This window comes from Pseudomonas sp. GW822-FHT04H02 (assembly GCF_058800645.1).
In genome coordinates this window covers 138,395-150,401 of sequence record NZ_JBXAMM010000009.1, presented here as the reverse complement: position 1 = coordinate 150,401, position 12,007 = coordinate 138,395, and the positions used below count along the sequence as shown (strand labels likewise).

Sequence of the window (12,007 nt, the reverse complement as noted above, 5' to 3'; positions counted from 1 at the left end):
TCATTGGCGGTATATTGGCCGCCTCCTCTCTAGCCACGCAGCCCGCCATGAAGCTCGCCCCCGACGATCTCGACAGCATCACCGCCACCACCCTCGGCCACTACCAGCAGGTGGCCGAAGACTTTCGTGAAGGCACCCGCGACCACGATGTGAGCCAGAACATCGACGCGCTGCTGCGGCATATCCAGGGCCCGGCGCCGTTCAGCGTGCTGGACTTCGGCTGCGGCCCGGGGCGTGATCTGCAAACCTTCACCCGCCTGGGCCATGTCGCCGTCGGCCTCGACGGCTGCGAGCGCTTCGCCCAGATGGCCCGGGAAGACAGTGGCTGCGAGGTCTGGCAGCAGGACTTCCTCAAGCTCGACCTGCCGGCTGAACGCTTCGACGGGATCTTCGCCAACGCGGTGCTGTTCCACATTCCCCGCCAGGAACTGCCGCGGGTGCTCAAGCAACTGCATGCCAGCCTCAAGGACGGTGGCGTACTGTTCAGCTCCAATCCCCGGGGTGACAACCAGGAAGGCTGGAACGGCCCGCGCTATGGTGCCTACCACGACCTGGCGGCCTGGCAGGCGTTGCTGACGGATGCCGGGTTCGTCGAGCTGGAACACTACTACCGCCCCGCCGGCCTGCCTCGGGAACAGCAACCGTGGCTGGCCAGCGTCTGGCGCAAGGCCTGATCCCCCTGCGAGGAGCCGGCTCGCCAGCGCCTATGAGGCCGTGGGCCGGGTGCGCTCGGTGTCCTTGCTCGGTTCCTTGATCTTGTACCAGGCCACGTACAGCGCCGGGAGGAACAGCAGGGTGAGCAAGGTGGCAACGATGATGCCGCCGATCATGGCGTAGGCCATCGGCCCCCAGAACACTTCCCGGGCAATCGGGATCATCCCCAGGCTGGCCGCCGCCGCGGTCAGCAGGATCGGCCGCCGTCGATGGTGGGTGGCTTCCAGCACCGCGTCCCAGGGGTGATAGCCCTCGCGCTCGTATTCGTCGATCTGGGTCACCAGGATCACCGAGTTGCGGATGATGATGCCGATCAGCGCCAGGATCCCGAGGATCGCCACAAAGCCCATGGGCGTGCCCGTGGGCACCAGGGCCAGGACCACGCCGATCAGCCCCAGGGGCGCCACGCTGGCCACCAGGAACAGCTTCTGCACGCTGTGCAGCTGGATCATCAGGAAGGTCGCCATGAGGAACAGCATCAGCGGCACCACCTTGGCGATCGGCCCCTGGGCCTTGCCGCTTTCCTCCACGGTGCCGCCGGTGGCCACCGAATAGCCGGCGGGCAGTTGCGCGGCGAAATGGTCGATGTCCGGCTTCAGTTGCTTGACCAGGTCGGTGGGCTGGATCGCATCGCGCACCGCGGCCTTGATGGTGATGGTCGGCTTGCGGTCGCGACGCCACACCAGCGGCTGCTCCAGCTCGTAGCGCACGCTGGCGAACGCCAGCAGCGGGATCGAAGTGCCGTTGGGGGTGACGATCTGCAGGTTCTGCAGGGTTTCCGGGGAGCCGCGCTCGTTGTCGTCGGCGCGACCGACCACGTTGATCAGGTAGATGTCGTCATGCACCTGGGTCACGGTGGAGCCGCTGACGATGCTGTTCATCAACTGCGCCACGTCTTCGGAGGACAGCCCCAGTTGCCGCGCCTTGTCCTGGGCGATGTCGATGCGCAGCACTTTGCCGGGCTCGTTCCAGTCGTAGATGATCTCGCCGATGTGCGGGTTCTTGTCCAGCTCGGTGGCCAGTTCGATGGCGTGCTTGCGCACCTGGTCGATGTCCTTGCCACTGACCCGGTATTGAATCGGCCGCCCCACCGGCGGGCCCATTTCCAGGGCCTGCACATAGCTGCCGATGCCGACGAAATCTTCCCGCAGGCGTTTCTGCAAACGCTGGGTCAGGGCCGTGCGCTGCTCCAGGCCCTTGCTGACGATCACCAGCTGGGCGTAGTAGGGGTTCTGCAGTTGCTGGTCCAGGGGCAGGTAGAAACGGATCGCGCCCTCGCCGATGTAGGTGCTCCAGCGCTCGATGTCCGGGTCGTCCTTGAGGGTGGCCTCCAGGCGGTCCACGGCCTGGCGGGTCTCGTTGATCGAAGCGTTCTGCGGCAGGTTGAGGTCAACGAGGATCTCCGGCCGGTCCGATGACGGGAAGAACTGGTTCTGCACGAAACGCATGCAGAACACCGAAGCCACGAACAGCAGCACGGTGATGCCGATGGCCCACCAGCGGTTGCGCATGGCCCACAGCAGGCCACCGTTGAAGGCGCGTCCGATACGCCCCGGCTCATCGGAATGGGGTTTGACGTTGGTGCTGAGGATGTGGATGCCGATCACCGGGGCAAACAGCACCGCGACTATCCACGACACCAGCATGGCCACCGCGATCACCGCGAACAGGGTAAAGGTGTACTCACCGGCAGAACTGGCGTTGAGGCCGATGGGCACGAAGCCGGCCACGGTCACCAGGGTCCCGGTGAGCATGGGAAAGGCGGTGGAGGTGTAGGCGAAGGTCGCTGCCTGCTCCTTGCTCTCGCCCTTCTCCAGCCGCGTGACCATCATTTCCACGGTGATCATCGCGTCATCCACCAGCAGCCCCAGGGCGATGATCAGCGCCCCCAGGGAGATCCGCTGCATGGTGATGCCGCTGTACTCCATGAACACGAAGACCATGGCCAGCACCAGCGGAATCGAGCAGGCCACCACCAGCCCGGCGCGGACCCCGAGGCTGATGAAACTCACCACCAGCACGATGATCACCGCCTCGAACAGGGCACTGGTGAAACCGCCCACTGCCTCTTCCACCACCTCGGCCTGGTCGGAAACCTTGTGCACCCCGACGCCCACCGGCAGGTCGGCGGTGAGCTGGTCCATGCGGGCGTGCAAGGCCTTGCCGAAGTCCTGGATGTTGCCGCCCTTCTTCATGGCGATCGCCAGGCCGATGGCCGGCTTGCCATTGAAGCGGAACAGCGGCGTGGAAGGGTCGACATAGCCGCGGCTGATCTCGGCGATGTCCGCCAGCCGGTAGAAGCGGTCGTTGAGCCGCAGGTTGACCGTGGCCAGGTCCTTCTCCGAGGCGAACTGCCCGGACGTGCGCACCGAGATGCGCTCCGGCCCTGCCTCGATCACCCCGGCCGGGGTCACCGCGTTCTGCGATTGCAGGCTCTGCAGGACCTGGCGCTGGTCGATGCCCAGGGCCGCCAGCTTGCGGGTGGAGAAGTTCAGGTAAATGACTTCGTCCTGCTCGCCGACCATCTCCACCTTGCCCAGGTTCGGCACCTCACGGATCTGCGCCCGTACCTGTTCCACGTAGTCGCGCAGCTGGCGCATGCTCAGGCCATCGGCGGTGAAGGCGTAGATCGAGCCGAACACATCGCCGAACTCATCGTTGAACCCCGGGCCCTGCAGGCCCTGGGGAAAGTCGCCGCGGATGTCGTTGATCTTCTTGCGCACCTGGTACCAGATCTCGGGAATGTCCTTGGCACTGGTGGTGTCGCGCAGGTAGACGAAAACCGTCGATTCGCCGGGGCGGGTGTAGCTTTTCACGTAGTCCAGCGAGTCCAGCTCTTCGAGTTTCTTCTCGATGCGGTCGGTGACCTGCTTCAGGGTTTCTTCCTGGGTCGCACCGGGCCAGCGGGTCTGGATGACCATGGTCTTGATGGTGAAGGAGGGATCTTCCTCGCGCCCCAAATTCATGTAGGAAAACACGCCCATCAGCAGCGCGACGAACATCAGGTACCAGACGAAGGACTGATGCTTGATCGCCCACTCGGACAGGTTGAAGCTCCCTTTGCTGTCGGGCGTCATTGTGCGCGGTCCTCATCGATTTTGACTTTCTGCCCCGGCTTGAGGCTGTTGACCCCGGCACTGACCACCCGCTCGCCGGGCTTGACGCCCTGGCTGATCAACGCCGAAGCGCTGTCGCGGCTGAGCACCGTGACCTCGCGCGGAGCCACCGTCTGGCTCTGGGGGTCGACGACCCAGATCCGGGTCTTGCCCTGCACCTCTTGCAGGGCGGTCAGCGGCACCTCGGTGCGCGGCTCGATGGCGGTGCTCAGGGTCACGCTGATGGCGGTGCCCAGGCGAAAGGCTTCGGGGGTGTCCTTGAGGGTCAGGCGGGCGCGGCGGGTACGGGTCGCGCTCTGAGCCTGGGGTTCGATCTCGCGCACCGTGGCAGTGGTGTTGATGCTTGGGTCCAGCTGTGCCGCGACCTTGAATTCCACACCGGCCGGCAACTGGTCCACCAGGCTGGCCGGCAGGTCGATCACCGCTTCCTTGATCTCCGGCCGGGCCAGGGTCACCACTTGCTGGCCGGCGGTCACCACCTGCCCGGCCTCGGCGTTCCAGGCGGTGATCACGCCGCCGTGATCGCTGCGCAGTTCGCTGTAGTTGAGCTGGTCCCGGGCCTGGCGCACCGAGGCCTTGGCCTGGTCCAGGGAGGCACCGGTGGTCTTCAGGTCGGTCTGGGCGATGTCCAGTTGCGCCTGGGCGCCCACGCCGCGATCGAACAGTTCCTGCTGGCGCCGGGCATTGGCCTGGGCGTTGATCCACTGCGCCTCGACCTTGGCCAGGTCGCCCTGGGCGGCCCGCAGCTGGTTCTGCTGGTCGGTGGGGTCCAGAGTGGCCAGCAAGTCCCCGGGGCCCACTTCGGCGCCGACATCGACATTGCGGTTGGCAATGCGCCCCGGCACCCGGAAGCCCAGGTTGGTCTCGTAGCGGGCCTGGATGGTGCCCGCAAAACGCCCCAGGCTTTCCTCGGCCTGGGGCGCCACCCGGAACGACAGCACCGGGCGCACCGGCTCCGGCGCCGGCTCTTCCCTGGAGCAGCCCAGCAACAAGGCGCTGGCACACAACAACGGCAGCAGGCGCTTCATGGCTGTGCTCCCTGGTCGCTCGTTTGCGAGGCGATCTCCACGAACATCCCCGGGTGCAGCAACTGCCCACCCGCCACCACCACTTTCTCGCCGCCCTTGAGGCCGTCGCTGATGATCACCTTGCCGGTGAGGTAGCGCCCGACCTTCACCGTGTGCAGGGCCGTCTTGCCGTCCTCGCCCACCAGCCACACGGCAGGCTCGCTGAGATTCTTGGTCAGGGCCGACCAGGGCAGCACCACACTGGCCTTGCCATGGGCCCGGGCGGTGGCGCTGACCACCGAGCCCAGGTCCATGCCCGCCGGCAACGAATCGAGCACCACCTTGACCTGCACCGTGCCGCTCTGGGCCGAGACCACCGGCGTCACCTCGCGCACCTTGCCGGTGGTGGTCACCTTGGGGTTGTCCAGCAGGCTGATGTGAATGGTTTCCTGGCCCGGTGGCTGCATCAGCAGCGACTCGTAGACGTTGAACACCGCATCGCGCTCGCCATCCCGGGCCAGGCTGAAGATCGGCACCGTGGCCTGCACCACCTGGCCGACCTCGGCCTGGCGCGCGGTGATCACCCCCGGAGCCTCGGCCACCAGCTCGGTGTAGCTCAGTTGCTCGCGGGCGTTGGCCAGTTGCGCCTGGGCCGCGCTCAGGGCGCTCTGGCTGCTGCGCAGGGCGGCCTGGGCCGAATCGTATTCACTCTGGCTGGTGTAGCCCTTGGGCAAGAGCTTCTGCTGGCGGACAAACGCCGCGCCGGCCTGCTTGACCCGGGCCTGCTCGGCGAACACCGAGGCCGCGGCAGAATCGACATTGGTCTGCAGGTCCTTGGGATCGAGCTTGGCCAGTACCTGTTGCGCGGTAACCCGATCGCCGACATCGACCATGCGCTGGATGATCTTGCCGCCGACGCGGAACGACAGTTCGGTCTGCACCCGGGCCTGGACGTCACCGGTCAGGGTCACCGAAGGGGCGAAGTCACTGCTCTGCACCTCCAGGATGCGCACCCGCGGGCGCTCCTTTTCCCCGGGCTTTTCCGCCCCGCAGCCGCCAAGCAGCAGCAACAGGGTCAATCCCACTATCCACTTCGAATTGAACGCAGCCATGCAGGCTCCTTTTGCGTGATGCTGTCTCGCCAGTGACGTTACGACTGTGAGCTTAGAACAGGGTTCAACCGCTGCACGCCAGTCTCATCAGAGAGGGTTTCGGTGGCGCGGAGCCTGCTCCCGCTGGCCGGCCGGCGCCCCGGGGCGCAGCAGCCGCAACGGCCCTCGACGCGCTCTATCCTGGCAAGCACAACGTCGGTTTCGAGGGCCGCCGCAAGCAAGCTGCGGCTCCACAAATCAGGCACACTGCGCACCACGCAACAGGAGACCCGGCATGCTCAAGACCCTGGCGGTGGCCAACTACCGCTCCATCAACAAACTGGTGATCCCCCTGGGTCGGCTGAACCTGGTCACCGGCGCCAACGGCAGCGGCAAGTCCAACCTGTACCGCGCCCTGCGCCTGCTGGCGGAGACCGCCCAGGGCGGCGTGGTCAACGCCCTGGCCAAGGAAGGCGGGCTGGAATCGACGTATTGGGCCGGGCCGGAACAGATCAGCCGACGCATGAGCCAGGGCGAGGTGCCGATCCAGGGCGGGCCGCGCAAGGCCGCCAGACGCCTGCAACTGGGCTTTGCCGGTGAGGACTTCGGGTACGCGATCAGCCTGGGGCTGCCGGATTCCAGCGGCCATTTTATGTTGCCCGGGCACAGCTCGCCGATTGCCTCGCGCTTCACTCTCGACCCGTGGATCAAGCGCGAGAGCATCTGGGGCGGGCCCCTGTACCGCTCGGCCAGTGCCCTGGTGGACCGCCAGGGCCCGATGATACGAGCCCGTGCGGGCCGCCAATGGGAGGTGCTGGCGCAGCACACGAGCAGCGGCGACAGCCTGTTCGACCGGGTGGGCAACCTGAGTTCATCGCCCGAGGTCCTGCATCTGCGCGAGCAGATCCGTGGCTGGCGTTTTTATGACCACTTGCGCACCGACAGCCAGGCACCCGCGCGCCGACCACAACTGGGCACCCGCACCCCGGTGCTGCACCACGATGGCCGGGACCTGGCCGCCGCGTTGCAGACCATCATCGAAGTGGGCGATCAGCAGGCATTGCACGAAACCATCAGCGATGCCTTCCCGGAGTCGCGGCTGGAGATCAATGCCGTTCCGGGGGGGCTGTTCGGGGTGCAGTTCTATCAGGAAGGCCTGTTGCGACCATTGTCGGCCGCGGAACTGTCCGACGGCACCTTGCGCTACCTGTTGCTGGTAGCGGCCCTGCTGACCCCACGACCACCGACCCTGATGGTGCTCAACGAACCGGAGACCAGCCTGCACCCGGACCTTTTGCCGGCCCTGGCGCGCCTGATCATTCGCGCCTCGCAGCAGTGCCAGGTGTGGGTGGTGTCCCACGCCCGGCGGCTGATCGCAGCCTTGCAGCAAGACCCCGAATGCAACTGCATCGTGCTGGAGAAACAACTGGGCCAGACCGGCATCGTCGGCCAGCGCATGCTGGACGAACCGGCGTGGAACTGGCCTGACTGACCCCTCCCCGCCGGCCCCGACTGCCATGCCCCCGTAGGAGCCAGCTTGCTGGCGAAGAGGCCCTCAAGCCCTGCACCGTCCTCGCGGACGCCTTCGCTGGCAAGCCAGCTCCTACAAATACACCCTCTGTAGGAGCCAGCTTGCTGGCGAAGAGGCCCTCAAGCCCCGCACCGTCCTCACGGACGCCTTCGCTGGCAAGCCAGCTCCTACAGGTCGGGCAGGATCAGCCCTGCCACTTGCCGCCTTCGACAATCACGCTCTCGGGCTTGGTGTCGTCGCTCAGTTCCTTGCGCACGTACTGGTCATACAGCTTGAGCAGGTACTTCTCCTCGCCCAGTTTGGCCAGTTCGGCATTCACCCAGTCCCGCAGTTCGATGTTGCCCTTCTTCACCGCCGGGGCGATCGGCGCCTGTTCGCCCAGGGTCTGGGGCAATACACGGTAGCCCGGGTTCTGCTTGGACCAGCTGAACAGGATCAGGTTGTCCTGGGCATAGGCGTCGCCACGGCCATTGGCCAGGGCCTGCAGGGATTCAGTGTTCTTCTCGAACTTGAGCAGCTTCCAGTCCGGGTGGTTCTGGGTCAGCCAGATGTCCGCGGTGGTGCCGGTGGTGACGATGGTGGTGCGGCTCGCCAGGTCATCCAGGCTCTTCACTTCACTGCCTTCAGGCACCAGGGCCTGGACCGCCACCTTGAGGTTGGGGTTGGTGAACTCCACCGCCTCCTTGCGCTCCGGGGTCACGGTCATGTTGGCCAGGATCAGGTCGACCTTGTCGCTCTGCAGGAAGGGAATGCGGCTGGCCGGTTCCACGGCGACGAATTCAACCTTGTTCTCGTCCCCCAACAGGTCCTTGGCGAATTGCCGGCCGATGTCGGTATCGAAGCCCACGTAGCGCCCGGTTTCATCGACGAAACCGAACGGCGGCTTGTCGGTGAATACACCGACGATCAGCTTGTCCCGGGCCTTGATCTTGTCCAGGTAGCCGGCCGCCGGCGCGGCGCTGGCGGCCGTGGCCGCAGGCTTGGGTGCATCATTGGATTTATCGCAGCCGGCCAGCAGGGCCAGACCGAACAGCGGCAGTAACAACAGCGAAGACTTGGCAGTTTTCATAAGAGCTCCAGTTCCTTTTTAGGGGCTTTCTTGGGCAGTGCTTCAACGAAGGAGAACTTCTCCAGGAACTGCTGCGCGCGTGCGCTCTGCGGGTTCGTGAAGAAAGCCTCGGGGGTGTTCTGTTCCACGATGCGCCCGCCGTCCATGAACACGACACGGTCGGCCACGGCCCGGGCGAAGGCCATTTCATGGGTGACGATCAACAGGGTCATGCCGTCGCGGGCCAGGCCCTGGATCACTTGCAGCACTTCCTTGACCATCTCCGGGTCCAGCGCCGCGGTGACCTCGTCGAACAGCATCACCTGGGGGTTCATGCACAACGAACGGACGATGGCGATGCGTTGCTGCTGGCCGCCGGAAAGCTGCCGGGGAAAGGCCTCGCGCTTGTCCAGCAGGCCCACTCGTTCCAGCAGCGCCTCGGCCTGGGCCCGGGCTTCCCGGGGCTCGCGCTTCTGTACCTTGAGCGGCCCCAGGAGGATGTTGTCCAGCACGTTCATGTGGGGAAACAGGTGATAGCTCTGGAACACCATGCCGATCTGCTGGCGCACCTGGCGCCAGTCGGTGGCGGGGCTCAGCAGTTCGCGCCCGGCAAAACGCAGGTGGCCGCTGCGGGCGGTTTCCAGGCCGTTGAGGCAGCGCAACAGGGTGCTCTTGCCGCAGCCGCTGGGGCCGAGGATGACGATCACCTCACCCGCCGCCACGCAGAGGTCCACTTCCTTTAGCACCTGCTGCGGGCCGAAGAACTTGTTGAAACCCTGGAACTCGATCAATGCGCTCATGCTTGCGTCCAGCGCCGTTCCAGCACGCGGGAGGCGGCTGACAACGGGTAGCAGATAAAGAAGAAAAACAGAAACAGCACGCCGTAGATCAGCACCGACTCGTAGGTGCGCTCGATGATCTGCTGGCCGACCTTGATCACGTCCACCACGCCGATCAGCACCGCCAGGGAACTGGTCTTGATGATCCGCGTGTAGACGTTGATGGTCGGTGGCGTCATGCGTTTCAGCGCCTGGGGCAGCAATACGTAGCCGTACAACTGGGCACCGGAAAGGCCGATGGACAGCCCTGCCTCACGCTGGCCCCGGGGCAGGGACTGCAGCGCCCCGCGCACCACCTCGCCGACCTCGCTGGCGCCCCACAGCGACAACACCAGCACCGCGCAGGTAAAGCTGGGAATGCTGATGCCGAAGAAGATCGGAAAACCGAAGAACAGCAGGTACAGCCAGACCAGCACCGGAATGGCCCGGAACAGCTCCAGGTAGATCCGCAGCGGCACGTCCAGCACCTTGCGCTGCAGGCTGCGCAGCACGCCATAGAGCACGCCGCCCAGGGTGCTGAAGGCAATGCTCAGCAAGGAAATCGACAAGGTCTGCGCAGCGCCCCTGGCCAGTTGCGGCAGGGACACCAGCAACAGCTCAAGACCCGAACTGGCCATGCTGCAACCTCCTTTCCAGACGGCTGAGCAACAGCGACAGGGGCAGGAACAACAGCACGCAGATCAGCGTCAGCACCGCGAGCATTTCGTAGGTCTTGTAGTACAGGGCGATGTAGCTCTTGGTGGTGTAGAGAATTTCCGGCACCGCCACCGCCGAGACCACGGTGGTTTCCTTGAGCAGGAAAATGAAATTGGCGAACAGCGATGGCAGGCTGAGGATCCCGGCCTGGGGCAGGATCACGTAGCGCAGCAACTGCCACTGCGACAGGCCGATGGAGCGCCCCGACTCCAGCTGCGCCTGGGGCACGGCTTCCACGCCGGCCCGCAGCACCTCGGTGAGGTAGGCGCCGCCAAGAAAAGTCATGGTGATGATCGCCGCGGTGAAGCCGGAGACCTTGATCCCCAGGGCCGGCAAGGCGAAGTAGACGAAGAACAGCTGGATCAGCAACGGTGTATTGCGCGCCAGTTCCACGTACAGGCCGATCAGCCGGTGCAGGTAAGGGGTGCGAAATACCAGGAGCGTGGCGTTGATCAGGGCCACCAGCAGGGAAGTGCCGATGGCGATCAGGCCGACCTGCAGGGTTACCCCAACGGCTTTGAGAAAGGCCGGCAGGGTGCTGAGGATAAAGGCGTAGTCGAGGGTCATTGAAAGTCCTGGACGCCGCTGGGATACAGCGGCGGTGGTGCAGTCCATGGGGCGATGGGTAACCGCCCGGCTGCCGCGACTTTATAGCTATAAAAAGCAGAATTTAAATACCGTTAAGGCATATTGATATCACCCAAAAACCTAACCCGCGGATTTGCCGGGCTGGCGCCCAGCTACTACCTTCTCTGCCGGGCCTGCCGGGTTCTTTCGCGCTCGAACAGCCCCACTGGACGCTGCACTTCTCAAGGACGACCACCATGGCCGATGCAAAGACCCCGCAACCCCTGGACCCCCATGAACTGATGAAATGGCTGGCGGCCCTGCGCCGGGCCACCCAGCCCACTGCCAAAAACGCCCCTGTGTAGGCGCCGGCTCCTACGGTTTTTTCCGGCGCAATAAAAAACGCCGACGCTGCGCTAGCCGTCGGCGTTTAAACCTTGAAGGGGTTTGTCGCGTCAGTAGCCTAGTTCATCAGAACGCCGGCAGTACTGCGCCGCTGTATTTTTTCTCGATGAAGGCTTTGACTTCCGGGCTGGTCAGGGCCTTGGCCAACTTCTGGATGGCCGGGCTGTCCTTGTTGTCCGGGCGAGCCACCAGGTAGTTCACGTAAGGCGAATCGGAACCTTCGATGATCAGCGCATCCTTCGCCGGGTTCAGGCCGGCTTCCAGGGCGTAGTTGGTGTTGATCATGTCCAGGTCAACCTGGTCCAGGACCCGCGGCAGCATGGCCGACTCAAGTTCCTTGAACTTGAAGTTGTGCGGGTTCTTGGCGATGTCCTTGGGCGTGGCCACGGCGTTCTTCGGGTCCTTGAGCTCGATCAGGCCGGCCTTCTGCAGCAGGATCAGGGCGCGGCCACTGTTGCTGCCTTCGTTGGGGATGGCGATGGTTGCGCCATCTTTCAGCTCGGCCAGGGTCTTGACCTTCTTGGAGTAACCGCCGAAAGGTTCGACGTGCACGCCGATCACGGTTTCCAGGTGGGTGCCTTTGCCTTCGTTGAAGCTTTTCAGGTAGGGCAGGGTCTGGAAGTAGTTGGCGTCCAGGCGCTTCTGGTCGACCTGCACGTTGGGCTGCACGTAGTCGGTGAAGACCTTGATTTCCAGGTCCACGCCTTCCTTGGCCAGGGTCGGCTTGATCAGCTCGAGGATCTCGGCGTGGGGCACCGGGGTCGCAGCGACCACCAGCTTCTCGCCAGCCTGGGCGATACCTGCGCTCAGGGCTGCCGCCAGTGCGGTGAACAACAGAACTTTTTTCATGCAAGGTCCTTAGGTGTCGAGGTCGACGACGGCTTCAAATAGGGAACTGATTGAGGTGCCAGTGAAGTGCCACTGCTGGCGTGAGGCGGACAATACCGAGATTTTTTATTCCCGAACAATATCTTTTTCGCAAGAACTTATAAC

The 12,007-nt window shown here is 64.5% G+C and carries 10 protein-coding genes; 2 read left to right on the top strand and 8 right to left on the bottom strand.

Annotated elements, in window-relative coordinates; all coding sequences use genetic code 11:
• Nucleotides 1-47 precede the first annotated feature (47 nt).
• Nucleotides 48-674, top strand: a complete 627-nt coding sequence (locus AC1RMG_RS30270; protein ID WP_493170908.1) for a class I SAM-dependent methyltransferase — start codon at nt 48-50, stop codon at nt 672-674.
• Nucleotides 675-704: 30 nt separating this feature from the next.
• On the opposite strand, the gene AC1RMG_RS30265 is transcribed toward AC1RMG_RS30270, so the two are convergent.
• From AC1RMG_RS30265 to AC1RMG_RS30255, 3 genes are read right to left on the bottom strand one after another with little or no spacing between them, the layout of a single operon-like run.
• On the bottom strand, nt 705-3,791 hold the full coding sequence (locus AC1RMG_RS30265) for an efflux RND transporter permease subunit (RefSeq protein ID WP_011058618.1): 3,087 nt from the start codon (nt 3,789-3,791) through the stop codon (nt 705-707).
• Nucleotides 3,788-4,858, bottom strand: a complete 1,071-nt coding sequence (locus AC1RMG_RS30260) for an efflux RND transporter periplasmic adaptor subunit (RefSeq protein ID WP_315869373.1) — start codon at nt 4,856-4,858, stop codon at nt 3,788-3,790. Before AC1RMG_RS30260 ends, AC1RMG_RS30265 begins: the two co-directional genes overlap by 4 nt.
• On the bottom strand, nt 4,855-5,949 hold the full coding sequence (locus AC1RMG_RS30255) for an efflux RND transporter periplasmic adaptor subunit (RefSeq protein ID WP_011058616.1): 1,095 nt from the start codon (nt 5,947-5,949) through the stop codon (nt 4,855-4,857). The genes AC1RMG_RS30260 and AC1RMG_RS30255 overlap by 4 nt, the downstream gene beginning before the upstream one ends.
• 274 nt (nt 5,950-6,223) lie before the next feature.
• Here AC1RMG_RS30255 and AC1RMG_RS30250 point away from each other — a divergent pair, with 274 nt between their 5' ends.
• A complete protein-coding gene (locus AC1RMG_RS30250) occupies nt 6,224-7,420 on the top strand; it encodes an AAA family ATPase (protein WP_493170906.1) in 1,197 nt (398 codons plus the stop codon).
• Nucleotides 7,421-7,643: 223 nt separating this feature from the next.
• Here AC1RMG_RS30250 and AC1RMG_RS30245 read toward each other — a convergent pair whose 3' ends face one another.
• From AC1RMG_RS30245 to AC1RMG_RS30225, 5 genes are all read right to left on the bottom strand, one after another.
• Nucleotides 7,644-8,528: a transporter substrate-binding domain-containing protein gene (locus AC1RMG_RS30245; RefSeq protein WP_019095357.1), complete on the bottom strand. Its 885-nt coding sequence runs from the start codon at nt 8,526-8,528 to the stop codon at nt 7,644-7,646.
• Entirely contained in the window at nt 8,525-9,307 is a 783-nt protein-coding gene (locus AC1RMG_RS30240; RefSeq protein WP_493170905.1) for an amino acid ABC transporter ATP-binding protein, read from the bottom strand. Before AC1RMG_RS30240 ends, AC1RMG_RS30245 begins: the two co-directional genes overlap by 4 nt.
• Nucleotides 9,304-9,963, bottom strand: a complete 660-nt coding sequence (locus tag AC1RMG_RS30235) for an amino acid ABC transporter permease (protein WP_015633731.1) — start codon at nt 9,961-9,963, stop codon at nt 9,304-9,306. Before AC1RMG_RS30235 ends, AC1RMG_RS30240 begins: the two co-directional genes overlap by 4 nt.
• Nucleotides 9,944-10,609 (bottom strand): amino acid ABC transporter permease, encoded by a 666-nt coding sequence (locus tag AC1RMG_RS30230; RefSeq protein ID WP_011058611.1) that lies wholly within the window; start codon nt 10,607-10,609, stop codon nt 9,944-9,946. Before AC1RMG_RS30230 ends, AC1RMG_RS30235 begins: the two co-directional genes overlap by 20 nt.
• Nucleotides 10,610-11,080: 471 nt before the next feature.
• The gene (locus AC1RMG_RS30225) at nt 11,081-11,863 is read right to left on the bottom strand and encodes a MetQ/NlpA family ABC transporter substrate-binding protein (RefSeq protein WP_011058610.1); all 783 of its coding nucleotides are present in this window, start codon (nt 11,861-11,863) and stop codon (nt 11,081-11,083) included.
• Between the last annotated feature and the right edge of the window lie 144 nt (nt 11,864-12,007).

Excerpts from the sequence above, each read along its gene's own strand:
- AC1RMG_RS30230 (WP_011058611.1), bottom strand. The coding sequence starts at position 10,609 with ATGACCCTCGACTACGCCTTTATCCTCAGCACCCTGCCGGCCTTTCTC.
- AC1RMG_RS30235 (WP_015633731.1), bottom strand. The coding sequence starts at position 9,963 with ATGGCCAGTTCGGGTCTTGAGCTGTTGCTGGTGTCCCTGCCGCAACTG.
- AC1RMG_RS30250 (WP_493170906.1), top strand. The coding sequence starts at position 6,224 with ATGCTCAAGACCCTGGCGGTGGCCAACTACCGCTCCATCAACAAACTG.
- AC1RMG_RS30265 (WP_011058618.1), bottom strand. The coding sequence starts at position 3,791 with ATGACGCCCGACAGCAAAGGGAGCTTCAACCTGTCCGAGTGGGCGATC.
- AC1RMG_RS30225 (WP_011058610.1), bottom strand. The coding sequence starts at position 11,863 with ATGAAAAAAGTTCTGTTGTTCACCGCACTGGCGGCAGCCCTGAGCGCA.
- AC1RMG_RS30245 (WP_019095357.1), bottom strand. The coding sequence starts at position 8,528 with ATGAAAACTGCCAAGTCTTCGCTGTTGTTACTGCCGCTGTTCGGTCTG.
- AC1RMG_RS30240 (WP_493170905.1), bottom strand. The coding sequence starts at position 9,307 with ATGAGCGCATTGATCGAGTTCCAGGGTTTCAACAAGTTCTTCGGCCCG.
- AC1RMG_RS30255 (WP_011058616.1), bottom strand. The coding sequence starts at position 5,949 with ATGGCTGCGTTCAATTCGAAGTGGATAGTGGGATTGACCCTGTTGCTG.
- AC1RMG_RS30270 (WP_493170908.1), top strand. The coding sequence starts at position 48 with ATGAAGCTCGCCCCCGACGATCTCGACAGCATCACCGCCACCACCCTC.
- AC1RMG_RS30260 (WP_315869373.1), bottom strand. The coding sequence starts at position 4,858 with ATGAAGCGCCTGCTGCCGTTGTTGTGTGCCAGCGCCTTGTTGCTGGGC.